This is a genomic window from Microbulbifer sp. SAOS-129_SWC, assembly GCF_039696035.1.
In the GTDB taxonomy this organism is placed as follows: domain Bacteria; phylum Pseudomonadota; class Gammaproteobacteria; order Pseudomonadales; family Cellvibrionaceae; genus Microbulbifer.
Genome location: NZ_CP155567.1, coordinates 4,373,046 through 4,399,223, shown reverse-complemented (window position 1 = coordinate 4,399,223; position 26,178 = coordinate 4,373,046). Strand labels below are relative to the sequence as shown.

General features: G+C 63.6%; 24 protein-coding genes. 13 read left to right on the top strand and 11 right to left on the bottom strand.

Annotation, left to right across the window (positions count from 1 at the left end; all coding sequences use genetic code 11):
* Positions 1–86: 86 nt before the first annotated feature.
* From ABDK11_RS18665 to ABDK11_RS18655, 3 genes are all read right to left on the bottom strand, one after another.
* Positions 87–2,135, bottom strand: a complete 2,049-nt coding sequence (locus tag ABDK11_RS18665) for an AsmA family protein (RefSeq protein ID WP_346838040.1) — start codon at positions 2,133–2,135, stop codon at positions 87–89.
* Positions 2,136–2,320: 185 nt separating this feature from the next.
* Positions 2,321–4,363, bottom strand: coding sequence for a TonB-dependent receptor (locus ABDK11_RS18660; RefSeq protein ID WP_346838039.1), 2,043 nt, complete (start codon positions 4,361–4,363; stop codon positions 2,321–2,323).
* 72 nt (positions 4,364–4,435) lie between these two features.
* Positions 4,436–4,741, bottom strand: coding sequence for a hypothetical protein (locus tag ABDK11_RS18655; RefSeq protein ID WP_346838038.1), 306 nt, complete (start codon positions 4,739–4,741; stop codon positions 4,436–4,438).
* 129 nt (positions 4,742–4,870) lie between these two features.
* Here ABDK11_RS18655 and hisB point away from each other — a divergent pair, with 129 nt between their 5' ends.
* The 4 genes from hisB to hisF are packed head-to-tail and all read left to right on the top strand — an operon-like array spanning position 4,871 to position 7,694.
* Entirely contained in the window at positions 4,871–5,458 is a 588-nt protein-coding gene (hisB, locus tag ABDK11_RS18650) for an imidazoleglycerol-phosphate dehydratase HisB (protein WP_346838037.1), read from the top strand.
* A complete protein-coding gene (hisH, locus tag ABDK11_RS18645) occupies positions 5,458–6,150 on the top strand; it encodes an imidazole glycerol phosphate synthase subunit HisH (RefSeq protein WP_346838036.1) in 693 nt (230 codons plus the stop codon). The genes hisB and hisH overlap by 1 nt, the downstream gene beginning before the upstream one ends.
* Positions 6,151–6,199: 49 nt before the next feature.
* Entirely contained in the window at positions 6,200–6,931 is a 732-nt protein-coding gene (gene hisA, locus ABDK11_RS18640) for a 1-(5-phosphoribosyl)-5-[(5-phosphoribosylamino)methylideneamino]imidazole-4-carboxamide isomerase (protein WP_346838035.1), read from the top strand.
* A 1-nt stretch (position 6,932) separates the two neighbouring features.
* Positions 6,933–7,694 (top strand): imidazole glycerol phosphate synthase subunit HisF, encoded by a 762-nt coding sequence (hisF, locus tag ABDK11_RS18635; RefSeq protein WP_346838034.1) that lies wholly within the window; start codon positions 6,933–6,935, stop codon positions 7,692–7,694.
* A gap of 186 nt (positions 7,695–7,880) precedes the next feature.
* Here the strand turns inward: hisF and ABDK11_RS18630 are convergent, their stop codons facing one another.
* The 4 genes from ABDK11_RS18630 to gpmI all read right to left on the bottom strand — a co-directional run bounded on the left by ABDK11_RS18630 (position 7,881) and on the right by gpmI (position 12,517).
* Positions 7,881–8,126 carry a DUF6316 family protein gene (locus ABDK11_RS18630; RefSeq protein WP_346838033.1) on the bottom strand — a complete coding sequence of 82 codons (246 nt, stop codon included), beginning with the start codon at positions 8,124–8,126 and terminating at the stop codon, positions 7,881–7,883.
* 86 nt (positions 8,127–8,212) lie between these two features.
* Positions 8,213–9,559, bottom strand: coding sequence for a S41 family peptidase (locus ABDK11_RS18625; RefSeq protein WP_346838032.1), 1,347 nt, complete (start codon positions 9,557–9,559; stop codon positions 8,213–8,215).
* 216 nt (positions 9,560–9,775) lie between these two features.
* Complete coding sequence (locus ABDK11_RS18620) at positions 9,776–10,963, bottom strand: peptidoglycan DD-metalloendopeptidase family protein (RefSeq protein ID WP_346838031.1); 1,188 nt, start codon at positions 10,961–10,963, stop codon at positions 9,776–9,778.
* Between the two features lie 6 nt (positions 10,964–10,969).
* Positions 10,970–12,517, bottom strand: coding sequence for a 2,3-bisphosphoglycerate-independent phosphoglycerate mutase (gene gpmI / locus ABDK11_RS18615; protein WP_346838030.1), 1,548 nt, complete (start codon positions 12,515–12,517; stop codon positions 10,970–10,972).
* 210 nt (positions 12,518–12,727) lie between these two features.
* On the opposite strand from gpmI, the gene ABDK11_RS18610 reads away from it, so the two are divergent.
* The 6 genes from ABDK11_RS18610 (at position 12,728) to smrA (ending at position 16,283) form a co-directional block, all read left to right on the top strand.
* Complete coding sequence (locus ABDK11_RS18610) at positions 12,728–13,138, top strand: rhodanese-like domain-containing protein (protein WP_346838029.1); 411 nt, start codon at positions 12,728–12,730, stop codon at positions 13,136–13,138.
* Positions 13,139–13,166: 28 nt separating this feature from the next.
* Positions 13,167–13,418: a glutaredoxin 3 gene (gene grxC / locus ABDK11_RS18605; protein WP_346838028.1), complete on the top strand. Its 252-nt coding sequence runs from the start codon at positions 13,167–13,169 to the stop codon at positions 13,416–13,418.
* A 143-nt stretch (positions 13,419–13,561) separates the two neighbouring features.
* Positions 13,562–14,059: a protein-export chaperone SecB gene (secB, locus tag ABDK11_RS18600; protein WP_346838027.1), complete on the top strand. Its 498-nt coding sequence runs from the start codon at positions 13,562–13,564 to the stop codon at positions 14,057–14,059.
* A gap of 289 nt (positions 14,060–14,348) precedes the next feature.
* Positions 14,349–14,810: a thioesterase family protein gene (locus ABDK11_RS18595; protein ID WP_346838026.1), complete on the top strand. Its 462-nt coding sequence runs from the start codon at positions 14,349–14,351 to the stop codon at positions 14,808–14,810.
* A complete protein-coding gene (locus tag ABDK11_RS18590) occupies positions 14,807–15,673 on the top strand; it encodes an NAD(P)-dependent oxidoreductase (RefSeq protein WP_346838025.1) in 867 nt (288 codons plus the stop codon). The genes ABDK11_RS18595 and ABDK11_RS18590 overlap by 4 nt, the downstream gene beginning before the upstream one ends.
* Positions 15,674–15,698: 25 nt before the next feature.
* Positions 15,699–16,283 carry a DNA endonuclease SmrA gene (gene smrA, locus ABDK11_RS18585; RefSeq protein WP_346838024.1) on the top strand — a complete coding sequence of 195 codons (585 nt, stop codon included), beginning with the start codon at positions 15,699–15,701 and terminating at the stop codon, positions 16,281–16,283.
* A 470-nt stretch (positions 16,284–16,753) separates the two neighbouring features.
* On the opposite strand, the gene ABDK11_RS18580 is transcribed toward smrA, so the two are convergent.
* Positions 16,754–17,254, bottom strand: coding sequence for an META domain-containing protein (locus ABDK11_RS18580; protein ID WP_346838023.1), 501 nt, complete (start codon positions 17,252–17,254; stop codon positions 16,754–16,756).
* Between the two features lie 64 nt (positions 17,255–17,318).
* Positions 17,319–17,792 (bottom strand): META domain-containing protein, encoded by a 474-nt coding sequence (locus ABDK11_RS18575; RefSeq protein WP_346838022.1) that lies wholly within the window; start codon positions 17,790–17,792, stop codon positions 17,319–17,321.
* 138 nt (positions 17,793–17,930) lie between these two features.
* Between ABDK11_RS18575 and pyk the strand changes: the two genes are divergently transcribed.
* Positions 17,931–19,364, top strand: coding sequence for a pyruvate kinase (gene pyk / locus ABDK11_RS18570; RefSeq protein WP_346838021.1), 1,434 nt, complete (start codon positions 17,931–17,933; stop codon positions 19,362–19,364).
* Between the two features lie 32 nt (positions 19,365–19,396).
* Here the strand turns inward: pyk and ABDK11_RS18565 are convergent, their stop codons facing one another.
* Positions 19,397–19,567: a hypothetical protein gene (locus ABDK11_RS18565; RefSeq protein ID WP_346838020.1), complete on the bottom strand. Its 171-nt coding sequence runs from the start codon at positions 19,565–19,567 to the stop codon at positions 19,397–19,399.
* 214 nt (positions 19,568–19,781) lie between these two features.
* Between ABDK11_RS18565 and ABDK11_RS18560 the strand changes: the two genes are divergently transcribed.
* A complete protein-coding gene (locus tag ABDK11_RS18560; protein ID WP_346838019.1) occupies positions 19,782–20,039 on the top strand; it encodes a hypothetical protein in 258 nt (85 codons plus the stop codon).
* A gap of 101 nt (positions 20,040–20,140) precedes the next feature.
* On the opposite strand, the gene ABDK11_RS18555 is transcribed toward ABDK11_RS18560, so the two are convergent.
* The gene (locus tag ABDK11_RS18555; RefSeq protein ID WP_346838018.1) at positions 20,141–22,339 is read right to left on the bottom strand and encodes a TonB-dependent receptor; all 2,199 of its coding nucleotides are present in this window, start codon (positions 22,337–22,339) and stop codon (positions 20,141–20,143) included.
* Between the two features lie 323 nt (positions 22,340–22,662).
* On the opposite strand from ABDK11_RS18555, the gene ABDK11_RS18550 reads away from it, so the two are divergent.
* Complete coding sequence (locus tag ABDK11_RS18550) at positions 22,663–26,088, top strand: PAS-domain containing protein (RefSeq protein ID WP_346838017.1); 3,426 nt, start codon at positions 22,663–22,665, stop codon at positions 26,086–26,088.
* Positions 26,089–26,178: the final 90 nt, after the last annotated feature.

Below are 26,178 nucleotides of genomic sequence, written 5' to 3'. Positions count from 1 at the left end.
GGGGTGCCCATGCTAAGGCCTGCGGCTCCGCGAGGGAAGGCGGGCGCCGGGCCACTGGCCCGGCGTACCCGCGCTGGTGCCGAGGCTCAGTTGCCGAACAGGCCCTTGAGCTTGTCTTTCAGCTCCTCGACCTTTTTCTTCACCTTGCCGCCGTACTTCTTTTTGGCCTTGTACTTCAGTTCGTCGCGCACCAGGTCGTCGAGGCGGCGGCTGTCGGGTTTGCAGCTGGCGGCGCCGGCGTCTTTGAAGCTGTCCTTGCAGCGCAGCGGCAGCGGGCGGTTGCGCCAGCGGTCGTTCTTCACGCTGCAGCCGTCGGCGGAGGTGCGTTCGCCGGTCAGCGCGAGGCCCAGTGCGAAGTCGAAATCGGCCTTTTTCAGGTCGACGGTGCCGTCGCCGGTCAGCGCAATATTTTCCACGCCGGCGAGGATTTCCTGCACCTTGACCTGGTCGCCCTCGATGGTGATGTTGGCGCGCACATCCTGCAGGCGGGTGCTGGCCGGCCAATCGCGCTCCGGCAGAGGGGTCTTCTCGGCGTAGCTGACCAGCTGGCACATGCCCTTTTCCAGGTTGAACGGTGCCAGCGACAGCTTCTTGCTCGACAGCTGTACGGCGGCGCGCAGCTTTTTCTGCAGTTCGGCGGTGTCGCGGCCGCTGGTGCGCGCGGCCCAGTTGACGGTGGTGCGGCCGGAGACCTTGACCCGGTCGCTGGGGAACAGCGCCTGCTGTACCTTGGAGATTTCCACATCGGCGAGGCCACCGCTCAGTTCCGCCTGCGCGGACTGGGCGCGGGCGTTGAACTTGCCGTTGGTGTTCAGCTGGCCGCCGTACAGGTCGGCGGACAGTTTCTGCAGCTGGTAGAGGCCGTTGTCCACGGTCAGCTGCAACTGCGGGCGATCCAGCTGCAGGTCCACGGCGCGCAGCTGCTGCAGCGACAGGTCCAGGTTGGCCTCGAAGCCGCGCATGGCGGTCAGCGGCAGCGGGGTCGGCTTGGCCGACGGGGTTTGCTCGGGCTTGGCGGCCTCTGCCGCTTCTGGCGCCGGCGGTGGCAGGTAGTCGTCGAGCACCATGGCGCCGCCGCGCAGGGTCAGGTCGATACCGGGCATATCGCCATTGCGCAGCTGGGCGCTGCCGGCGAAGGTGGTGTTATCCAGGGTCAGCTGCAGCGGGGTCAGGTCGAGTTTGCGCTCGCTGCCTTCGACGCTGGTTTCGAGTTTGAACTGATTCAGCGCCTCGGCACTCTGGGTGACCAGTTCGGTGCCGGTGACCGCCAGCCACGGGCGCAGCGGTTTCGCCTGCGCCTTGATGTTCATCTGCACCTGCCAGGGTTTTTCCGCGGCGCTGCGCCGCACGTGGCCGCGCAGGTTCAGCTCGGCCGCGGCCTCGCCACTGGTGAGCTTGAGTTTGGCTGGCTGCAGGCGCAGGCCGTTGAGACCCTCGTCCAGGGCCAGGGTGCTGTCCAGGTCCAGGTCGACGGGCTGTTTCAGCGCGCTGCCGCTGATCTCGGCGCTGGCGCGCACGTGGCCGGGTTCGCCGCCGGGCTCCAGGTTGTCGGCGGCCACACTCAGTTTATCCACGCGATATTCGCTGTTGTTGCTGGCGTCGCGGTAGCGCAGCTGGCCGTCTTCGATGCGCAGTTTCTCCAGCGCCAGGTGCAACTGTTGCGCCGGTTTCTCGGCGCTTTGCGCGGGCACCTTCAGCTTGGGCGGCTCGCCCGCGGCCTGTTTCTTCTTCGCCTCCATGGCGTCGCTGAGCAGTTCCCAGTTGCCGCGGCCGTTCTTGTCCACGCTGAGATCGATCTGCGGGCCCAGCAGCACAATTTCCTTGGCTTCGATGTGCCGTTTCAGCAGTGGCATCACCGCTACCCCCACCGCTACCTTGTCGGCGCGCACCAGCGGCTGTTCCGGTTGCGGCAGTGGTGCCAGCTGCACGCCTTCCAGCTTCAGCGCGATGTTCGGCCACAGCTGCCAGCCGATATCGCCGTCGAGCTTGAGTGCAATGCCCTGCTTAGCGGCCAGCTGCTCGAGTTGCGGTTTGTACTGGTTGACGTCGAGGCCGGCCAGCAGCCAGGCGACGGCGCCGGCGAGCAGCAGGACGATGACGAGAAGGGCGATGAGTGTGCGCTTGATCCAGGCCATGTAAAGGAATATCCCTGTAGTCTTTCGAGAATTGCCGCTGTTACTGGAAATTGAGATGCCGGCGGTACGCCGGTGTTCCATCGGGCACTTCTCTTCTTTATACGGTTATGGGGGCTATTGTAGGCGAAATGGCTCCCGCCCGAATGGGCGGGGAGCACAGAGGGGAATATTGAAGCAGTTGTGCCCTAGAAAATAAACCGCACACCGGCTTCGATGCTGCGGCCGGCGTCCGGCGCGTAATTGCGCAGCAGCGAGGTGGAGTTGCGGATCTCGTCGTCGAGCAGGTTGTTGGCATTGACGAACACGGTGGCGTTGTTATCGCCCACCGGCAGGTCGTACTGGGCGGTGAGGTCCACGCGGGTATAGCCGTCGGTGGGCGTGTCGAAGGCGCCGGGCCGGTCCTGGGCAGTGGCTCGGGTCGTGCGCAGGTTCCAGTTCCACTGGTCGTAGTCGCCGCCGAGGGCGAAGCCGAAGCGCAGCGGCGGCAGGCGCGGTACGTCGCGGCTCTGGCCGGGGATCCGGTCGTCGAACGCGGCGCGCACGCTGTCACCGAACAGGGTCAGGCGCAGTGCATCCCGCAGCGGAATCTCCAGCGAGGCCTCGGCGCCGTAGAAATGGGCGTCGCGGTTGGTGTAGTTGAAGATGCCGAGGCCGCTTTCCGGATCGTTCATGCCGGTATCGCGGGCGTAGATATAGTCGCCGATATGGTTGTAATACACGCTCGCGCTCAGTTTGGCCGCGTGCCAGCCACTGGCGTCTTCATTGTGGTGGTGGTAGCCCAGCTCCAGATTGACCGAGTTCTCCTTGGAAAGGCCGCGGTTGCCGAGGAGGTAGCGGCCCTCGGCCACATGCACGCCGTCGGCGAAGAGTTCCTCCTGTACCGGGGCGCGCTCGGCGCTGGCCAGGCCGAGGCTGAGGTGCTGGTGGTCGCCGAGGAAGTACTGTACCGCGCCGCTGGCGCTGGTCAGGCCGAAGTCCTGTGCGTCGCCGTTGTTCGGGTCCACCGACACGTGTTCCAGGCGGCCGCCCAGATCCAGGTGCCACTGGTCCCAGTCGCGCTCTTTCATCACGAAGGCGCCGGCGCTCTGGGTGACCGACGGCGGTACGAAGGCCTCTTCGCCCAGCGCGGCAAAGTCCTTGTTGGACAGCTGCAAACCGTAGGCGCCGCGCCAGGTGTCGCCGCCATGGGTCAGCTCGACGCGGCTCTCCCAGGTATTGTTGGTGAACCGGGTACCGGGGTTGCCGTCCTCCAGTTCCACGTGCTGGTAGTCGGTGTAGCCGAGGCGGAACAGCAGTTTGTCCCAGTAGTCGCCGTCGAAGCGGTGCTCGCCTTTGACGTCGTAGCGGGTCTGCTGCATATCGATGCGCACGGGGTCCGGCGCCGCGTCTGCCGGCGCGCCGGGCTCCGCGCCCGGCGGGATGCCGTAGTTATTCGCCAGGTGATTGACCGACAGGCCCAGGTAGCCGCTGTCGCTGATCCAGGAAATGCCGCCGCTGCCACTCTTGGCGCGGGCATTGGTGTTGGCGACATGGCCGTCGGTGTTGAAGTTGCTGCCGCTGTCCTGCAGTGCCTCGCGGTCGAGGGCCTTGCCGGGAATCTGCGTGTCGCCGTTCTCGCGGTAGACGCCGTCCACATACCAGGCCAGGTGCTCGCCCAGGCCGTTGGACAGGCGGAACACCTCGGCATTCTGGTTGTTGCTGGTGTCGTGGCGCATTTCCACCGCGCCTTCGAGCTGCTCCGGCTGCTCGCTGGGGATGCGGCCGTCGGTGACATTGACCACGCCGCCGATGGCGCCGCTACCGTAGCGCAGCGTGGCCGGGCCGCGCAGTATGTCGATGCGCTTGGCCAGCAGCGGCTCGATGGTGGCGGCGTGGTCGGAGCTGGTATTGGAAGCATCGGCGCTGTCCAGGTTGTCGTTCAGCACCTTGACCCGGTTGGCACTCTGGCCGCGGATTACCGGCAGGCCGACGCCGCCGCCGAAGGAGGCATCGGCCACGCCCAGCTGGCTCTTCAGGGTCTGGCCGAGAGTGGAGGAGGCGGCGTTGCGCAGCTTGTCGCCGGACAGTACTGACACCGGTGCGGCCACCGCGTCGGCGGATTGCTCGAGCGGCGAGACGGTCACGTTGACTTCTTCGAGCGTCTCGTCGCCGGCGGCGTAAACGGCGGGCACGGCGGAGACAGAAACGGCGCTGGCAATGGCCAGGGCCAGTTTGCGGATGTTATTCATGGCATTTTACCTGCAATACAGGGCAGCGACGCGCAAGATCGCGTCACCACCGGAAATCTGGAATCGGGTTTTTCAGGCTGTGTATTGCAGGGGGGCGGGAGGGCCGCGCGCGCTCTGGCGTTCCGGCTGGCAATCGCGCGGAACCGGGGCGCTCTGTTCGCGGTAAGTGACCAGCGGCGCCGGTTGTGGCAACTGGAAGGCGCGTTCGGCCGCCGCGGGCATGTGATTGAAGCAGAGGTTACAGAACTCTGTGGGCTTCTTGTCCAGATGAATATGCTCGGCCACCAGCTGCTGCGCGGCAAACAGCGCGAACAGCAACAACAGGGCGGTCCAGAAGCGGGACCCGGGGCGGCGGTACATATTCATGGGGCGTATCATAGATACTCGCCGTGACGAATCAAGTTTCATCTGTCACTAACCGGCCACAGCGGCGGCGTTTCGCCCTATAATTCGCGCCCTCTGTCTCAAATGCCTGAAACCCTTCCCGACAAAAGGATGTTACCGCCGATGCGCACTGCCAGCGTCAACCGCGACACCCTGGAGACCCAGATCAAGGTCAGCCTCAATCTCGACGGCGACGGCCGCGGCCAGTTCAATACCGGCGTGCCGTTCCTGGAGCATATGCTCGACCAGATCGCCCGCCACGGTATGATCGATCTCGATATCACCTGTAATGGCGATATCGAGATCGACGACCACCATACGGTGGAGGACATCGGCATCACCCTGGGCAAGGCCATTGCCGAGGCGGTGGGCGACAAGAAGGGCATGACCCGCTACGGCCACAGCTATGTACCGCTGGACGAGGCGCTGTCGAGAGTCGTCATCGACTTTTCCGGCCGCCCCGGGTTGATCATGAACGTGCCGTTTACCCAGAAGCGTATCGGCAAGTTCGATACCGAGCTGTTCTACGAATTTTTCCAGGGCTTCGTTAATCACGCCCTGGTGACCGTCCACATCGATTGCCTGCGCGGCCACAATGCCCACCACCAGGTGGAGACGGTATTCAAGGCGTTCGGCCGCGCGCTGCGCATGGCGCTGACCCCGGATCCGCGCATGGCCGGCACCATGCCGTCCACCAAAGGCGTGCTGTGATGGCCGCACGGCAGAAGATCGCGGTACTCGACTACGGCATGGGCAACCTGCACTCGGTGCAGTGCGCGCTGCAGCGGGTCGCGCCCGAGGACGAGGTGGTGCTGGCGGCGACGCCGCAACAGGCCGCCGGCGCCGACCGCCTGCTGGTGCCCGGCGTGGGTGCGATCCGCGACTGCATGGCGGGCTTTGTCGACGCCGGCTTCGAGCCGCTGCTGCGCGGCGCCATCGATGCCGGCGTGCCGGTGCTCGGCGTCTGCGTCGGTATGCAGCTGATGATGCGGCGCAGCGAGGAGAACAACGGTGTCGACTGCCTGGGGCTGTTTCCCGAGCCGGTGAAGTTTTTCGGCAGTGACCTGTATGAAACGGGAACAGATGGCGCCCGCGGCTCAAGGCTGGGCGCCGGCGGCTCAAGGCTAAAAGTCCCGCATATGGGCTGGAACCAGGTGTCCCAGACCCGCGCGCACCCGCTGTGGGCCGGGATCGACGACGGCAGCCGCTTCTACTTCGTGCACAGCTACTATGTGCCGGCCGACGATAACGCCTCCATTGCCGGGCGCACCGACTACGGCGTGTCGCTGGCGGCCGCGGTGGCGCGGGACAATGTCTTCGCCACCCAGTTTCACCCGGAGAAGAGCGCCGACGCCGGCCTGCTGCTGCTGAAGAATTTTGTCGGCTGGAACGGCAAGGCCTGAACTCATTTCTCCACGCAAATCCAATTCACCGCAGACCTGAAGACAGACCATGATCGTAATTCCCGCAATTGACTTGAAAGACGGCCAGTGCGTGCGCCTGCGCCAGGGTGAAATGGAAGACGCCACTGTCTTCTCCGACGATCCGCTCGCCACCGCCCAGCACTGGGTCGACGAGGGCGCGCGCCGCCTGCACCTGGTAGACCTGAACGGCGCCTTCGCCGGCAACCCGGTCAACGGGGAGGCGATTACCGCGATTGCAAAGCAGTTTCCCGACCTGCCGGTGCAGATCGGCGGCGGTATCCGCGACCTGCACACGATCGAGAAATACCTGGACGCCGGCGTGCGCTGGGCCATCATCGGCACCGCCGCGGTAAAGAACCCGCACCTGGTGCAAGAAGCCTGTCGCGAATTCGAGGGCCACATCATCGTCGGCCTGGACGCGAAGGATGGCCTGGTAGCCACCGAGGGCTGGGCCGAGGTGTCCGACCAGCAGGCTACCGAGCTGGCCAAGCGCTTCGCCGACTGCGGTGTCAGCGCCATCGTCTACACCGATATCGCCCGCGACGGCATGATGCAGGGGGTCAATGTGCCGGTCACGCTGGAACTGGCGCGCGCGGTGGATATTCCGGTGATCGCCTCCGGTGGCGTCAGCTGTATTGACGATGTGCGCGAGCTGCTTGAAGCCGGCGATATCTACGGCGCGATCACCGGCCGCGCGATTTACGAAGACAAGCTGAACCTGCGCGAGGCGCAGCAGCTCTGCGACGACTGGGGCAAATAACATGGCGCTGGCAAAACGGATTATCCCCTGCCTGGACGTGGACGCCGGGCGCGTGGTGAAAGGCGTGAACTTTGTCGATATCCGCGATGCCGGCGACCCGGTGGAAATCGCGCGCCGTTACAACGAGGCGGGCGCGGACGAGATTACTTTCCTGGATATCACCGCCACGCATGAGGGCCGCGACACCACCCTGCACACGGTGGAGAGGATGGCCTCGCAGGTCTTCATTCCGCTGACCGTCGGTGGCGGCGTGCGCACACTGCAGGATATTCGCAACCTGCTCAACGCCGGCGCCGACAAGACCGCGATCAACTCCGCCGCGGTGAAAAATCCGGAGTTCGTGCGCGAGGCCGCCGAGCGTTTCGGCAGCCAGTGCATCGTGGTTGCCATCGATGCCAAGCAGGTGGCCGACGGCAAGTGGGAGATCTTCACCCACGGCGGCCGCCAGCCTACCGGGATCGATGCGGTGGCGTGGGCGAAGAAAATGACCGATTACGGCGCCGGCGAAATCCTGCTCACCAGCATGGACCGCGACGGCACCAAGAACGGTTTCGACCTGGCCCTGACCCGCGCCGTGGCCGACGCGGTGCCGGTGCCGGTGATTGCCTCCGGCGGGGTCGGCAATCTGCAGCACCTGGTCGACGGCGTGCTCGGGGGCGGCGCCGATGCAGTGCTGGCGGCGAGTATTTTCCACTTCGGGGAGTACACCATCGGCGAGGCCAAGGCGTTTATGCAGGAAGCCGGTATAGAGATGCGGATCTAGTCGCGTGCACTGCCGGCGGCAGGCTGGGCGGACACAAGGTCCGCCCCTACGGTAGGCGGCGCGGTTTTCTTAAGGAATTCAGTGCCTCGGGAGGCCTGTAGTGATGCCGCTTTATACAACTTCTGCAGCCGACCTGTAGGGGCGGACCTTGTGTCCGCCCGACTCGCTGCCGGCAGAGGAATGGATTCAGGAGCTGTGATTGCGCCGCCAGCGCCGCGCGCGCAGGCTGCCGAAGGGGTGCACGGTGGCACCGCCATGTCCGGGGCGGGGGAACATCTGGCACACCGCGCGTTGCGCCATATCGCGGCAGCTGAACGGGCCGAAGCGGTTACCGCCGCGGATCTGGAAATACCAGTCGTCACCCAATTTGAAGAAGCGATCTGAGCGCGGGGGAATTCGCCTGCCCGCCTCGCCGGCGCGGTACTGCTGCATAACTGCCTTCCACAAAACCGCGCAGGTGAGCGCCGCGCGGCTTTTTACTGCTGAATGCCTGCTATTGCGCCAGGGGCCGACCGGCTTCAGTCGGCGCTGGCGACATGCTCGCGATGGCGCTGGTGCTGGGCGTAGAGGTTCAGCCCCTTCAGCACGTTGAGCGCTTCAAAGATCTGGTTGTCGCGACTGAACCAGTCCTCGCGTTTTTCCATCTCCTTCACCCGGTCGGCGGCATTGCGCTCGGCGCCGCCATTGCCGTTGTCCAGGTGCCCGGCCAGGTCCGCTTCGGTGGTGCGCGCGTGGCTCTGTACCCGGGTCACCTTGACCCGCTCGACCACGATATCGGGGGTGATGCCCTGGGCCTGGATAGAGCGGCCGTTGGGGGTGAAATAGAGCGCGGTGGTCAGCTTGATCGCGCGCTCGCTGTTGATCGGAATCACCGTCTGTACCGAGCCCTTGCCGAAGCTGTCGGTGCCCATCACCACCGCGCGGCGGTGGTCCTGCAGGGCGCCGGCGAGAATCTCCGCGGCGGAGGCGGAGCCGTCATTGATCAGCACCACCATCGGCGCGCCGTCGGTCAGGTCGCCGGGCTCGGCGGAATATTTGATGTTGGAGGATTCGGTGCGGCCCTCGGTATAGACCACCAGACCGCTGTCGAGGAAGGTGTCCGCGGCCTCTACCGAAGCCTGCAGAATACCGCCGGGATTGTTGCGCAGGTCGAGGATCAGGCCCTTGAGCTTGTTCTTCTTCTGCAGCTTCCTGACCGCCTGGGCCACGTCCTTGCCGGTGTCGATCTGGAACTGGCTGATGCGCACGTAACCGTAGCCATCGTCGAGTATTTCACTGCGCACGCTGCGCACGCGCACCGTATCGCGCTTCAGGGTGACATCGAACGGTTCCTTGTGCCCCTTGCGGCCGATGGTCAGGGTCACCGAGCTGCCGACCGGGCCGCGCATACGCTCCACCGCCTGGTCGAGGGTGACGCCGCGCATGGACTTGCCGGCGAGGCGCAGAATGACGTCGCCGGACTTGAGCCCGGCGCGCTCCGCCGGTGTGCCGTCCATCGGCGTGACGATAGTGATGTAGTCGTTTTCCATCCCCACTTCGATGCCGAGGCCGGCGAATTCGCCGGTGGTGTTGGCCTGCAGGTCTTCGAAGGAGGCGCGGTCCAGATAGGCGGAGTGGGGGTCCAGCCCTTCGAGCATGCCCTTGATGGCGTACTCGAGCAGGGTGCTGTCGTCCACTTCGGTCACATAGCCCTGGCGGATCTGTTCGAACACCTTGGCAAAGCTGCGCAGGTCGTCCAGTGGTAGGCGACTGGTGGCGTCGGGAAGGGCCTTTTCGGCCGGGTCGCCTTCGCTGAGTCCCATCAGCGGCAGAACGGTGAGCGCTGCGGCGCCGAGGAAGGTGGTCAGCGATTTGGGGGTGAACATATCGTGGAAGCCTCTGCCTTTTTTGTGCCTTTCTGTGCGAAAGTGTAGACCGCCCGGCAGGTGGGGGTTTTCAAGTTGGCGGGGGATTCTGCCGCGCGGCCGTTTTCGCGCTGCGCGACAATTTTACGCAGCGTGGCAGGACGCGCTTGCCGCGCAGTGGTTTCCAGTGGGGTGCCGAGGCGGGCTTAACAGCCCGGCGGGAATGTGTGCCGCGGTTCAGCGGCACCAGACAGTGGGATCCTGGGGTTTGCCGCGGTAGCGGACTTCGAAGTAGAGGCCGCTCTGTTCGAGGCCGCCGCTGTTGCCGACACGGGCAATCACATCGCCGCGCTCCACCCATTCGCCGAGGCTGCGGGTCAGCGACTGGTTGTGGGCGTAGAGACTCATGTAGCCGTCGCCGTGATCGAGAATCACCAGCATGCCCTGGCCGCGCAGGTAGTCGGCAAACACGACGCGACCGCGGTGAATGGCGTGCACCGGGGCGCCTTCGTTGGCGCGGATGGTGACGCCCATCCAGGTCAGGCCATTGGCGCGGCGCTGGCCGTAGGCGTTGGCGCGGCGCCCGTGCACGGGCCACTGCAGGCGTCCGCGCTGCTTGGCAAACGGTTTTTCGTCGTGGGGGCTGACCAGCGACGCAATGGCGCGGCCGACTTCGTCCACCAGCTTCTGCAGGCGCGAGCGGTCGCCCTTGAGTTGCTGCAGCTGGCTGCTCTTGTCCACCAGCTGCGCGGCCAGCTTGTCCAGCGTGGTCTGGCGCGAGCGCCGTGCGCCAACCAAACGCTGCTCCTTGGCCTCCAGCTGGCGGCGTTCGCCGTCGAGGGTGTCGCGCTCTTGCTGGATGGTGTCGCTGACGGTGCGCAGGGAGCTGAGGGTCTCGAGGTAGTCGTCGATGACGTGGCTGCGTTCCTGGAGGAAGTACTGATGGTAGCGGAGCTGGCGGGCGATATTCTGCGGGTCTTGCTGGTTGAGGAGCAGTTTGATCTGCTCCTGTTTGCCTAGTCGGTAAGCGGCGGCGACTTCCTGCTCGACCCGCCGCTGCATACTTCGCCGCGATTCCTCCAGCTGCTGCTGTTCGCTTTTCAGCTTCTGCAGCTTCTCGCTGCGGCTGCGCATATCGCTTTTGATCTTGTCGACGCGCTGGTGCAGCTCGGAGATATCCTTCTCGTTGTCTTCGAGGTCCTTGAGCAGCTGGTCGCGCTGGCCGCGCACCTCGCCGAGCTCCTTCTGCAGCGACTCGATGCGCTGCTTGATCTCCTTGAGGCGCGCCTGCTGGTCCTCGTCCGCCATTGCCGGCGGCGTGGCGAGCATCAGCAGGACGGGCAAAACCAGTGCCGCGAGTGTGCCCATCAGGCGGTGCTTGATGGGCAGGCTGCGCTTTGCCCATCCTACAGTTGCAATCAACATCGTCAGTTACTCGAACTCAACCAGGCTCTTACCCGTCATCTCCGCCGGTTGCGGCAGTGCCATCAACGCTAGCATGGTCGGGGCCACATCCGCCAGGCTGCCGCCATCGCGCAGGTTCAGGCTGCGCGCACCGACGTAGACAAACGGCACCGGCAGGGTGGAGTGCTGGGTGCTCACCTGGCCGGAAGTGGCGTCGTACATCTCCTCGACATTGCCGTGGTCGGCGGTGATCAGTACCTCGCCGCCGGCCGCCAGTGCCGCCTTGACGACGCGGTCGACGCACTGGTCGAGGGCCTCGACGGCCTTGACGGCCGCCTCGAACACGCCGGTGTGGCCAACCATGTCACCGTTGGCATAGTTGCAGATGATGGCGTCGTAGCTGCCGCCTTCAATCGCGGCCACCAGTTTGTCGGTCACTTCCGGCGCGCTCATTTCCGGCTGCAGGTCGTAGGTGGCCACATTGGGCGATTTGATCAGCTCGCGGGTCTCGCCGGGGTAGGGCTCCTCGCGGCCGCCGCTGAAGAAGAAGGTCACGTGGGCGTACTTCTCGGTCTCGGCGATGCGCAGCTGGGTCTTGTCCAGGCCGGACAGGTACTCGCCGAGGGAATTCACCAGCTTCTCCGGCGGGAAGGCACAGCTGGCGTTGATGTCCGCAGCGTACTCGGTGGTCATTACGAAGTCCGCCAGCTTCGGCGTGGCCTTGCGCTGGAAGCCATCGAAGTCCGTCTCGGTGAAGGCGCGGGTCAGCTGGCGCGCGCGGTCGGGGCGGAAGTTCATGAAGATCACCGCATCGCCGTCGGCGATCGGCGCCGGTGTGCCGATCAGGGTCGGGGCCACGAACTCGTCGTTCTCGCCGCGCTCATAGGCGGCGGCGAGGCCCGCCTGCGCGTCCGCTGCCGAGTGCTCCGCCTCGCCCAGGGTCAGCAGGTCGTAGACCGGCTGCACGCGGTCCCAGCGCTGGTCGCGGTCCATGGCGAAGTAGCGCCCGGCGAGGCTGGCGATGCGCGCGCTGCCGACGGCGTCGCATACCTGACTCAGGCGTGCCAGCGTCGGTTCGGCGCTGCGCGGCGGGGTGTCGCGGCCGTCGAGGAAGGCGTGCACGTAGATCTTGCTGGCGCCGCGCTGGGCCGCCAGGGTGATCATGGCGACGATATGGTCCTCGTGGCTGTGGACACCGCCCTCGGAGGCCAGGCCCAGAATATGTACGGCGCCGCCGTTGGCCACTGCCTTGTCCACCGCGGCGGTGTAGGTCGGGTTTTTGAAGAAGTCGCCGTCGGCGATCGCCTTGTTGATACGGGTGAAGTTCTGGTACACGACCCGACCGGCGCCGAGGGTCATATGGCCCACCTCGGAGTTGCCCATCTGTCCCTCCGGCAGGCCCACGGCCATGCCCGAGGTCTGGATCAGGGTGTGCGGGCGGGTGCTCCAGAGCTGGTCCCACACCGGTGATTTGGCTGCGCGGATGGCGTTGTGCTCGGAATTGTCGCTGTGGCCGAAGCCGTCCAGGATCAACAGGACCAGGGGGCGTTTGTGCGGAGTTTGCTCGGCGGCCATAGCGAATGGGTTCCTTTGCGGGTGGATTGGTGGGAATCGGACGCGGATTTTAACCTGATTGCGCACCGTTTAACCACGCCGGGGCCCCGTTTCGAGGGGGATCTGGTTGGCAAATTCTGGTTAAGATTTCGCCACAATCGTGTATACTCCCGCCGCATCGGGCGCCCGCGGGCGCCGCCCACAACAACGACAGAAGGATTCGGGGGGCGAGTGGATTTTTTCGTCTTTATCAGCCAGCAGTGGCTGCTGGTCAGTGCGCTGGTGGTACTACTCTACGCATTGGCGTTCAGTGAGCGCGCCCGCGCGGGCAAGCCGGCCTCGATACACGAGGTGACACGGCTGATCAACGTGGACGGCGCCAAGGTGCTGGACGTGCGCGATCGCAGTGACTACAAGGCTGGTCATATCGTCGATTCGGTGCATATTCCCCACGGTGAAGTGGCCGACCGTATCGGCGAGCTGGCGCCGCTGAAGGACAAGCCGCTGATCGTGGCGGACAAGATGGGCCAGCACGCCGGCGCCGTGGGCCGCCTGCTCAAGAAACAGGGCTTCCAGGTGCGGCGCCTGCAGGGCGGCGTGTCCGAGTGGACCAACCAGAGCCTGCCACTGGTCAAGGGGTAGGGCAAACGCAGCCTGTTGGTATTCGGTTATGCAAAATATCGTCATCTACACCACCCGCTTCTGTCCCTTCTGTGTACGCGCCAAGTGGCTGCTGGACAAGAAAGGCGTGCGTTACCGCGAGATCGCGGTGGACAACGACCCGGGTAAGCGCGCCGAGATGACCGCCAAGGCCGGCAGCCGCACGGTGCCGCAGATCTGGATCGGCAACGAGCACGTGGGTGGCTGCGACGAGCTGATGGCGCTCGAGCGCAGCGGCCGGCTGGACAAAATGCTGGGCTGACCTGCCGCGCGGCGACAAAAAGCCGCCAATCGCACTTTTTGGCCTTGAAACGGTATTCAATGGCCCCATTTGAAAGTCTCTACAGGGAGGCTTTCTCACGGAAGGCATTAACGAACCACCAAATATAAAGAACAGGCAGTAAAATGGCTGAAGAACAAAACGGCGCAGAGGCTCCAAACGTACAATTCCAGATGCAGCGCATCTACCTGAAAGACCTGTCCTTCGAAACCCCGATGGGTGCCGAAGTATTCAAGAAGCAGTGGCAGCCCCAGGTAAACCAGGAGCTGAACACCAAAACCGCCAAGATCGACGAAGATCTCTACGAGGTGGCGCTGACTCTGACCATCACTGTACAGCTGGAAAACGAGACCGCTTTCCTGGTGGAAGTACAGCAGGCCGGCCTGTTTACCGTCGTGGGCCTGGAAGGCCAGGAGCTGGCCCAGGCGCTGAACACCGCCTGCCCGCAGATCCTCTTCCCCTACGCGCGTGAAGTAGTGGACAACGCCGTGACCAAGGGCTCCTTCCCGGCCCTGATGCTGCCGCCGATCAACTTCGACGCCCTGTTCGCCGCGGCCCTGGCCCAGGCACAGCAGCAGGCGGAAGGCTCCGAAGGCGCCAAGGAAGAGCAGGCCGAAGCCTGATCAACCCCGGCGACTCGCACGAAAAGGCCCCTCGCGGGCCTTTTTGCGTTTTGGGCGCCCGGAAGCCGGCGCGGCAATAAAAGACGGTGGTGGCGGGGCTGTTGGCGGGGCCGTTTGCGCAACAGCCTTCATCGGCAATCGTTTCACCAACGGCCCCGCCAGCAGCGCCTGCGCATCCCGCTGCCACGATTCTCCCCCGATTGCGGGGGACGCCGAGCGCACCATTGACCGGCCGATGCGCGCCGCGCATCCTGTTGCGAACAATCAATCGAGCAGTTAAGGCGACACCATGCAGTGGGATCTACCGCAACCCTTTATCTGGAAAGTGACCGTGCAGGCGGAGAATGTCGACGGCCTGCACCATGCCAACAACGCCGAGTATGTGCGCTGGTGCGAGCGCGCCGGCTGGGCGCACAGTGTGGAACTGGGCCTGGATGTCACAAATTATCAGGGGCTCGATCGCGGTATGGCCATTCGCCGCGGGGAGTACGACTATATACTGGCGGCCAGGGAGGGCGATGAGCTGCAGTTCGGCACCTGGTTGACCAAGGTTGACGGGCGCCTGAACATGACCCGGCAATTCCAGGTATTCCGCACCGCTGACCAGGCGTTGATACTGCGGGCCCAGTGGCAGATGGTGTGCATCGAGCTGTCCAGCGGCAAACCCAGGCGCATGCCGCAGGTGTTCAAGGATATCTACTGCCCCGCCGTCGTCGCCCCCGAGCGCCAAGTCAATGGAGAGCCATCGTGAGCGAAGATCCGATTACCCTGACCAAAAATACCGGTGCCCTGCAGGGCAAGACGATTTTTATCACCGGTGCCAGCCGCGGCATCGGCCGGGCCATTGCCCTCAAGTGTGCCGCCGACGGGGCCAACATCGTCATCGCGGCGAAATCTGCCGAGCCGCACCCGAAACTGCCGGGCACCATTCACACGGTGGCGGCGGAAGTGGAAGCCGCCGGCGGCAGTGCCCTGGCGCTGCAGGTGGATGTGCGCGATGAGCGCCAGGTGGTCGACGCCATGGCCAGAGCGGCGGATACCTTCGGCGGCATCGATACGGTGATCAACAATGCCGGCGCCATCAACCTGACCAACGTCGAGTCCACATCGCCCAAGCGCTACGACCTGATGCAGAGCGTCAACAGTCGCGCCGTGTACCTGACTGCGCACGTGGGGATTCCCTACCTGAAGAAGTCCGGCTGCGGACATATTCTCAGCCTGTCGCCGCCGGTGGATGTGCAGCCGAAGTGGCTGGGCCCCTGCGCGCCCTACGCGCTGTCGAAGTTCGGTATGACGCTCCTGAGTATCGGCCTCGCCGAAGAGCTGCAAGACAGTGGCATCAGTGTGGCGACGCTGTGGCCGCGCACGCTGGTAGCCACTGCGGCGATCGAATTCGCCGTGGGCAGTCGCGAGATGTTCGAGCAGAGCCGCAAGCCGGTGATCATGGCGGACGCTGCCTACGAAGTGCTGATAACAGAAAATGGCGCACTCAACGGCCGCCAGCTGATTGACGAGGAACTGCTGCGCGAGCGCGGCGTGACCAACTTTACCGAATACGCGCACAACCCGGCCAACGCCGACAACCTGGCGCTGGACCTGTTTCTGGATCCCTGAGCCGGTTGTAGTGGGGGAGTTACCGATGAATAGTGACAGCGATACTTTCCAGCAGGCGCTGGGACAGCTGGGTGGCGTGAAGCCGCTGGCACAGGAGCGCCGGGTGGCGCTACAGAAGGGCGCGGAGCCGCAACACAACCAGCGCGCGCGGCGCGAGGCGGCCACCGCCGAAGCCAGTGTCGAGTTGAACCCGCTGACCGGCGAGGGTGTCGATCCGGTGGATCCGTGGGATCCGCTGGAATTCAAGCGCGATGGTGTGCAGAACGGTGTTTACCGCAACTTGCGCCTGGGCAAATACTCCGTGGATGCGCGCCTGGATCTGCACCGCCACACGGTGGAGATGGCGCGCCGTGCGGTGCTGGAATTCGTGCGCGATTGCATGGCGGCGGATGTGCGCTGTGCGCTGATCACCCACGGCAAGGGCGAGGGGCGCAAACAGCCGGCGGTGTTGAAGAGCTGCGTCAACGCCTGGCTGCCGCAACTGCACGAAGTGCTGGCCTTCCACAGCGCGCAGAAACAGCACGGCGGCCTCGGCGCCACTTATGTGCTACTGCGCAAGAGCGAACGCAAACGCCAGGACAACCTGGAGCGGCATCAGCGCCGCTGGTAGCTACTGCTGCTGGGTATATAAAAAGACTTAGATACCCGTCGCAATAAATCTGTAGGTCCCTGTGCATATTCCGTAGGGTGCACCGTGCGCAGAAAAGATCACACGAGGGTTTACCCAGCCTGGAAAAATACGCGCTGCGCACCCGCATTGGTCTCCTGTGCTCGGATCAATACTTCTTTTCGCAAAGGCTCATGGTTGCGGGAAGCGTTAATTGAAATTCGGGTGGGCCTGTCATTTGCCTGTCATGTCTGACAGGTAAATTGCGCACTACAACGAAGCGCTTGTCCGGGGTTTTGCACCGGTTGAGTCAGCGTTGTTCTTCTCTCTCTGATCCGCACAGTGTGGATCTGTTGATGACCCTTCTTGATTGAAAGCGTCGGGCGGCTATTGGCCGCCCTTTTTTATCCGTGTTTTTAATCTGCCGAAAGTCAGGTGAGCCCGAGATCGGCGGTGTCAGCAATGGGATTAGCTCAGCGCACCGGCTCTTCGGCGCGCTTGAATTTAAGTCGGGTCTCGCCGCTATTGCTCTCCAGAATCAGCGAATCTCCCTGCATTTCCATGTGTTCGGTTTTTGGCAGTGCCTCGAGATAATCCTGTTCCAGCTCGCTGCTGTCGCGGGCGCCGCTCATACGTGAAATTACCGGGATTTGTGACCAGCTGATGTCGCCGTCACCGGAAAGTGCGAAGCGGCCCAGATAGGGGTTGGTGCCGGCGCTGCCGCGCACATAGCCGAGTTTGTCGCAGGTCAAGTACGGGCGGTCGCGCCACAGTTTCTGCCACAACAGGCGTGAGCGGTGCTCGCGGCCGTCGATCGACAGGCTTTCCAGCAGCCACTGGTGGTCGCAGATGGCAGGTTGTTCGTCCGCGCGGATTTCCGCCGGCTCCACTGCGTCCAGAGTGCCGCAGCCGCCGAGGGCGATGAGCAGCAGTCCGGTCAGTAGTGGCGGCAGTAGTCGGCAGGGATGTCGCATGGTGTCTGTCTCGTTATTTTTGTGACATTTAACACCAAATAAAAGCGACTGTCTGTGGCCGTGTTCATGGCGCGGCCTTGACATATTCAATATAGATTTCACCGGAGGCATCGCGCAGTATCAGCCTGCCGCCACCGGATTTAGTGAATGCCTGGCGGGTGCCGGACAGCGCGCGCAGGTAGGTGTTTTCCTTCTGCATCAGCGGCTCCGGGCCGGCCATTTTGGTGGAGGCAAAACTGGAAGTGTCCCACAGCAACTGGCCGTTGTCGGTCACCTGCATGGCGCCGCGGTAGGTGTTGATACCGCTTTTACCCATCACATTGCCATCGATATTGCAGAGGAAGGTAAAGCGCGCTGGATCGTCGATAGCGACGGCCTCGCCGTTGACCCGCAGCCGGTTGAGTTGCCATTTGGGGCCGCACACCGACTGAATGGTGCCGGCAGACTGGGTAATCTGCGGTTCGCTGGTGTCCATGCCGATACATCCGGCGACAACGGCGGCAAGGCCCAGCAGCCACAATTGTACAACTTTGCTCATTTGCGTCTCGCTCCCTGTCCATGCCCGGCAATGCGCGGGCTCGTAAAAAGCTTAGTTGCTGGGGTCCGCGGGGAGAGGTTTGCGGCGACAAGCTATGCTTGCTGAGTTGTGACTGTACGTTACAGGGATGCGCCACCGATGTTCCGGCGAACCAAAATCGTTGCCACGCTGGGTCCGGCAACCGACAGGGCGGATATCCTCGCTCAGCTGATCGCGGCGGGCGTGGATACTGTGCGCCTCAATTTTTCCCACGGCCTGGCCTCCGATCATCGCCGGCGGGCCGCCCAGGTGCGCGCCGAGGCCGAGCGCCAGCGGCGCCACGTGGCGATTCTCGGCGATTTGCAGGGCCCCAAAATTCGTGTGGGTACATTCAGCGAGGGCCGCGCAGATCTGGTACGCGGCGCGGAATTTATTCTGGATCCTGACTGGCCCGCCGGCGGCGGCAATGTGCAGGGCGTGTCGGTGGACTACGCGGAACTGGCGCAGGATTGCGCCGCCGGCGATATCCTGCTGCTCGACGATGGCCGCCTGCGCCTGTCTGTGCGCCAGATCGACGGGCGGCGGGTACAGACGCGGGTGGAGGTCGGCGGCTGGTTGTCGAACAACAAGGGCATCAACCGGCTCGGTGGCGGCCTCACCGCACCGGCACTGACCCAGAAAGACCGCCAGGACATCAAAGTGGCCGCCGAACTGGCGCTGGATTACCTGGCGGTATCCTTCCCGCGCGAAGCCGCCGACCTCGACAAGGCACGCAAGCTGCTGGCGGCGGCCGGCGGCAGCGCGCATATCATTGCCAAGATCGAACGCGCCGAAGCGGTGGCCAGCGACGCGCATCTCGACCGCATGATTCTGGCCAGTGACGCCATCATGGTGGCGCGCGGCGACCTGGCGGTGGAGATCGGCGATGCCGAACTGATGGGCGTGCAGAAACACCTGATCCGCCGCGCGCGCCACCTGAACCGGGTGGTGATCACCGCCACGCAGATGATGGAATCGATGATCTCAAGCCCGGTGCCGACCCGCGCCGAGGTCTGCGATGTGGCCAACGCGGTACTCGACGGCACCGATGCGGTGATGTTGTCGGCGGAAACCGCCGCCGGCGACTACCCGGTGGAGACGGTGGAGCATATGGCGGAGGTGATCGTCGGCGCGGAAAAGCATCGTGCCGGTCGCCGGCCGCCACGGGTCATGCAGGACAACTACCCCGCCGGCGACGCCTGCATTGCCATGGCGGCCATGACCATTGCCAACCACTGCCGCGATATCAAGGCGATCGTCTGCCAGACCGAGACCGGCAACACCGCGCTGCTAATGTCGCGGGTGCGCTCGGATATCCCCATTTTTGCCTTCTGCCGACACCGCACCAGCTGTAACCGGGTGGCGCTGTACCGCGGTGTGGATCCGGTACTGATGAATGTGGAGGGCCTCGATGGTCCGTCGCGCGACCGCCAGGCGATCGACTACCTGAAGTGGGGTAAATTCCTGCGCAACGGCGATTATGTGCTGGTGTCCCGCGGTTACCACCAGGATGTCGGCGGCAGCACCGACACCCTGCGAATCGTGCGCGTCTAGCGGGCTGTTAAAACCCTGGCTGCAACGGCCGGTTAACTGCCCACCGGTGTGCAGCGCACCAGCACCTTGGTTTCCAGCTCCTGTTCTACACAGTGGAACTGCTGCCCGTTCATCGACAGCGTTTTGGGGCTTCCTTTGGGCGCGGTTGTCGAACAACCGGCAACTCCTGTCGCCAGGGCCACGGCCAGCAGAATACTGCTCAATTTCTGCACCGTAGATACCTCGTGACTGAAAATTTTGCGGCGCGAATTTGCTCCGCGCTCTGTTTCAGCCTAGAGGAGGTGAGCGCCACAGTGACGCATTACGCGCCAATTTGTGTAAAGCCGCGTCATCTCCGCTGTGATCCCGGCGCTATTTCGCCCGCGCGACCCCGCCTACAATGCCCCGACCAATTACCCACTGAATAACGGAGTACACATGAACACGAAGTTTGCCTTTCTGGTCATGGCACTGATTCTCGGCGGCTGCAGCGCCGGCGAAGCGCCGCATGCCGACAAGACCACCGGTGACAGCGAGATGCCCCAGGCGACGGATAGCGCGACGGAGAAGTCCGCGGACAAGCCGGGCGGCGTTATTCCCCAGTACCAGCTGGATGCGATGGAGAAGGCCAAGAAGGTCGAGGGGGAATTGCAGGACGCCGCCGACAAGCGTGCCGCTGAAATAGACGACCAATAAATAAAAAAGCCGCCGTTTAAAAAAACGGCGGCAAGACGTAGCTCACTGAGCTGGGGGCGAGGACGGCCCCCTGGAGAAAACGCGCAACGTGGGTTGCTGGTTTAGAAGTTGTAACTACCGGTCAGGGCGATAGTACGCGGGTTGCCATAGAAGCCTGTCTGGAACGGCGCGCCGAAGTCATAGCCGGCAACGCGGTATTCAGTGTCCGACAGGTTCTTGCCCTGCAGCCCCAGGTTCCATTTGCCGTCCGGGCTGTAGTAAGTCGCGGTCAGATCAACGAGCGTGTAGGCATCCTGGTCCAGAATTCCCGGTGTTTCGAAGATCTGGGTGTCCGCACGGTAGGATACGGTTGGTACGACGACCAGCTCGCCACCGGCCACGGGGGTGGACCAGTTCAGCTGCACCATGGCGGTGGTGTCCGGAGTGTTCTGCATCGACAGCTGGTCCGCAATATCGGTGCCGTCGCCGTTGATGAACTCCACGAACTTCGCGTCAATCAAGCCCAGTGTTGCGATGGCTGACAGGTTGTCGGTCATTGCAAACGAGGTTTCCAGTTCCAGGCCTTGAATACGCGACTTACCCGCGTTCAGCACGGCACTGACGAAGCCTGCACCACTCGCTTTCAGACGCTGCTGGCTGACCTGCATATCGGTGTAGTCAGAATGGAACAGGGCGCCGTTGATGCGCATGCGGTTGTCCAGCAGATCCAGTTTCCAGCCGAACTCGACAGTGTCGACGGTTTCCGGATCGTAGCCATTAACCGTATCCGGGAACTCGGTCGCGTCGCCGCGCATATCGAAGCCGCCCGACTTGAAGCCCGCACTGTACGACGCGTACAGCATGGCATCGTCATTGAGCTGGTAGTCGAGACCGACACGCGGAGTAAACTCGCTCCATTCCTTTTCATTGGTGTAGTCGGTCAGTGCGCCGCCAAACACCGGCGCGGGCGTGTCGGAATAATACTGGTTGTGGAACTTGTCACTGCCGAGGCCGAAGTAATTGCCCTTGAAGACTTCCGCATTCTTCTTGTCGTTGGTGTAGCGACCGCCGAGATTCAGGTTCCAGTTATCCGCGAACTGCCAGTTGTAGTGCGCATAGGCGGACAGGCTCTTGGTGCCTACCTTGCCGGACACATTCTGGGTGAAACCCGCCGGCAGGCCGAGCGCGCTGAAGTCAAGATAACCCAGAACGGCATCGAAGCTGCCGGCGGCGGTGCCATCGTAGTAGTAGATACCGGTCACCAGGTCGGCGCCATCGCCCTGCCAGTTCAGCTGGAACTCCTGCGAGAACTGCTCGTCATCGTAGACCGCCGGCACGTCAAACCAGGGGCCATTGGTGCTGTCGAAGTCGATCACCGTCTCGGTGTAGCCTTCGCGGCTGGCAGTGATGGATTTCACCGACATATTTTCGGAAACGTTCCACTCCGCAGTCAGAGAGGCACCGCTGTTTTCTACCAGGTTCTCTGAGGGCAGGTTGGACTCGGTGTCGTAAACGCTGTCGAGCACGGGCTCGCCCAGGTATCCGGGTCCGAAGCGGTGGCCGTGCTTGGGCGCCGATTTGTCGCGGGTCTTGTCCGCGGCGAAACGAATAAATAAGTCATCCGTTGCGTTGATCTCAACGGAGACCCGCCCGCTCATGACATCTTTGTTGTATTGGTCTTTACCCGTGCGCACGTTTTCACCGAAACCGTCGCGCTGGAAGCTCGCAATGGCACCGCCAACATTAATCTTGTCGGAGACCGCCATTGTGCCGGCGACTTTCAGGTCGCGCTGGTTATAGCTGCCCAGAGTTCCGCCGACACGGAGCTCATTGTCGCCGGTCATTTTTTTGGTGACGTACTTGATTGCGCCGCCGATCGTGTTCTTGCCGTACAGGGTGCCCTGGGGGCCGCGCAGTACTTCGATACGCTCCACGTCGTAGACATCCATGACAGCGCCCTGCGGGCGAGCGATATAAACATCGTCTACGTATACGCCGACGCCGGGTTCAAAGCCCCACAGCGGATCTTGCTGACCAATGCCACGGATAAAGGCGGTCAATGTAGAGTTGGTGCCGCGACCGACCTCCAGGGTGGTGTTGGGAGACATTTTCTGGATATCGGTCACATCCGTAATGCCGTTTTCGGTCAGGGCTGCCTCGCCAAAGGCCGTTACCGCCACCGGCACTTCCTGCAGGGACTGCTCGCGCTTCTGCGCGGTTACGGTCACTTCTTCCAGCTGTGCGTCCGCATAGGAGAAGCTGGCACCGCAGGCGAGTATGACGCCCACGGCGATAGGATTGAATTTTATTGTTTTGCGCATGGCTCTCTCCGATCACCAGTTATGGTTTTTATAAAAATGTTCCGGACTGCCACTTTATCGAGATGTCAGTGCCTTGCCTGCTAGACCAAGGTATGACGGAATGCCGTCGGTTCTTGGAGGACAAAAAAACACACAATCGGTTAGTCTTCTGTGCAGAATACCGGCAATATGGCGTCTAATCCATTGTTTGTGGGGCGGCACAGGCGTAACAAATCCGCGTTTTGCGGTGTGCGTGCGGTTGGCCTCCAGGGTGCCGCGCGCCCCTGTCACCAATGGCCAAAAGCGCTCACAGCGCCGGGAACAAAAATAAAGAGAGGGCACCCGTGTTTAGCCTCACGCTGCTGGCCGCTGTTGGCCTCGCCTACCTGCTGCTGCTGTTTGCCATCGCCTTCTGGGGTGACCGGCTGCCAGTGGTGCGTCTTCGTCCCGTCAAACCGCTGTTGCTGGCCCTCGCCGGAACCTATACCAGTGCGTGGATGTTTTTCGGAGTGCCGGCGCAGGCGATAACCGAGGGCTGGATGCTGCCGCCGACGTTTGTCGGGGCGAGCTTGATGCTGATCTTCGGTGCGCCGCTGCTGATGCGTTTCGTGCGCCTATCCAAGCAGCAGGGCTCGACCTCGATTGCCGACTTCATCAGCGCCCAGTTTGGTGGGTCACCCTGGCTGGCTGCGGCGGTAGCGCTGCTGGCGGTGGTGGCGATCGTGCCCTACCTGTCTTTGCAGTTGCGCGCGGTGGCGGACAGTTTTCTGCTGCTGGCACGCAGCGACGATATCAGTGCCTCGCTGGTCACGGCGATCGTGGCCGCGACGCTGGGCTTGTTCGCGCTGTTGTTTGGTACCCGGCATATCGACAGCAGTGTGCACCGCAACGGCATGCTGCTGGCGGTGGCGTTCGAGGCGCTGATCAAGATCAGTGCGATCGTGGCGGTGGCCTGGTTTCTGCTGGAATCGGCGTTTGACGGCGCCGCGGATCTCACCCGCACTGCGCTCGCGAGTGACAAAGTCGCGGCATTGGCGGCGGCGCGCGGCGAGGATACCGGGTTCTTCGCGGTGGTGGTGTTGGGAATGGCAGCGATTTTCTGCCTGCCGCGCCAGTTCCATATCCTGATGATCGAGAGCGACGACGAGCGCGATATCGGCCCGGTACGCAAGCTGATCCCGCTCTACCTGGGCGTCCTGTCGGCGGCCGTGCTGGTGGTGGGTTACGGTGGCCTGCTGTGGCTGCCGGACAGCTACGACAACCTCGAGCGCTTTGTGCTGGGTGTGCCGCTGGAGAGTGGTACGCCCTGGCTGGCACTGCTGGCGTTCGTGGGGGGGCTGTCCGCCGGTTCGAGTATGGTGATCATTGCCACCATCGCCCTCTCCACCATGATTGCCAACACCATGATCGTGCCCTGGTGGCTGCGCCGCTTGCAGCAGCGGCCGGCGAATCAGGTGCTGGGGTCGGATCTGCGCCGCGTGCGCCGGGTAATCATCGGGCTGCTGATGCTGGCCGCGCTGGGGGTCAACGAAGCCATTGGGCCCGGTGTCAGTCTGGGTACTTTCGGCCTGCTGTCCCTGGCGCTGGTAGCGCAGCTGGCACCGGCGATGATCGCCGCAGTGACCTGGCCGTCACACTGGCCGCGGCTGCGCGCGCCGGCGGTGGTGCTCGGCCTGATGCTCGGCTCCGCCGTCTGGGCTCTCTCCGCGCTGCCGGCGGCGCTGGGTAATGCCGATACGCTCGCCGGCTGGCTCGGGCTGTCGTGGAACCCGCTGACCATCAGCTGCGTGTTTGGCCTCGGGTTGAATCTATCTGCCCTGATTCTGGTCTCCCTGCTACAGCACTACATTAAGCCGGCGCGGGGCCTGGCCGAGGCGGCACCGGTGGATCGCGCGCGCCTGCGCCAGTTGCTGGCCCGATTCGTCGGTGAAGATGCGGCCGATCGCGCACTGGCGCCGCTGCTCAAGTCTGCCACCGGCAAGATGGCGGCGCGGGGCTACCGCGAGGCGGTGGAGAAAATTCTTGCCGGTATCGTCGGCAGTACCAGTGCCCGGCGCCTGGTGCGGCAGCTGAGTGAGCCGACCGGGGGTGCCCAGCAGCTGGACCAGGCCTCCGCCATCTACCAGTTTGGTCGCGGCCTGTTGCAGAGCAGTATCGATAACATCGATCAGGGCATTTCCGTGGTGGATGCCAACCTCAACCTGGTGGCGTGGAATCGGCGCTACCTGGCGCTGTTCCACTATCCGCAGGAAATGATCTATGTCGGCCGCCCGGTGGCGGAACTGGTGCGCTACAACGCCAGCCGCGGTGAGTGTGGCCCGGGCGATGTGGAAGAGCATGTGCAGAAGCGGGTGGAACATCTGCGCAACGGCACCGCCTACCGGGTACAGCGCCACCGCACCGACGGTACCGTGCTGGAGATCCGCGGTAACCCGCTGCCAGGCGGCGGGTTCGTGACCACTTACACCGATGTGTCCGATTACCAGCGCGCCCTCGCCGAGTTGACCGAAGTCCGCAATTCCCTCGAGCACAAAGTGGCGCACCGCACCGCGGAACTGGAGAGCGTCAATGTCGAGCTGCAGGATCTCAATGGCGAATTACAGGATCTGAACCGGGAGCTGCACGCGGCCAGTGCCGGCAAGACCCGTTTCCTCGCCGCCGCCAGCCACGACCTGGTGCAGCCGTTGAATGCGAGCCGCCTGTTCCTCGACGCCCTTGCCGCGCGGGAGCTGGAGGACGGCAGCCGCCAGCTGCTGACCCGCGCCGACAGCGCACTGGCCGCCGCCGAGCAGTTGATTACCGATATGCTGCAGATCGCGCGCATGGATGCCGGGGATATCCGGCCAAACCTGGGTGCCGTCGCCCTGGATGGCATTCTCGACGATGCGGTGGCGCAGGCACGTATTGCCGCCCATAGCCGCGGCATCGAATTGCGCTATCACCCGTGCCAGCTGTGGGTGCGCAGTGACGAAAAAATGCTGCGTCGCGTTGTGCAGAACCTGCTCGACAATGCGGTGAAGTACACGCGCAGCGGTGGCGTGCTGATTGGCGTACGCCGGCGCGGGCAGGCCGTATCGCTGGAGGTCTGGGACACCGGCGTCGGCATCGCCGTCGAGCAACAGCAGGATATCTTTCGCGAGTTCTGTCGCCTGACGCCAAAAGATCTGCCCCAGGGCGCGCAGCGGCAACAGGGCTATGGCCTGGGGCTGGCCACGGTCGAGCGCCTGTGCCGACTGCTGAATTCGCCGATTACGTTGATGTCGCGCCCGGGGCGCGGCAGTGTCTTTCGCGTGCGTCTGACGCCGGCGACCCCGCAAGCGAAGGCGCGGCTGCTGCCCGGGGCGGCGGCTGCGCGCGGCGCCACTTTGGATCTGCGCGTACTGTGTGTGGACAACGAGCCCTCCATTCTCGAGGCCATGACCGCACTGCTCGAGAGCTGGGGCTGCACCGTGCACTGCGCCCGCGATCGCGCGCAGGCCATGGCATTGCCCGAGCCGGATTTACTGCTGATGGATTTCCACCTGGACGATGGCGACAACGGCATCGACCTCGCGGCGGAATTGATCGCCGCCTGGGAGAGCGCGGTCCCCTGCGTGATCATCTCGGCAGAAAATACCAATACGGTTAAGCAAAGGGCTCAGGACGCAGGCTGGCAATTCCTGCAGAAGCCGCTGCGTCCGGCGGCCCTGCGGGCACTGCTGCAGAAGTGGCAGCGGCGCGCTGCCGACCACGCCGTTGTACCGGGCGGGTCTGCTACCAAGGTCGTATAGGCAAGGGTGCCTGCGCAGCGCAGTCTGGTTGAATTCAGGCAGGTTGGTTCAGCGCTTTCCTGCACGCGGCAAATAATAAAAATTGGTCAA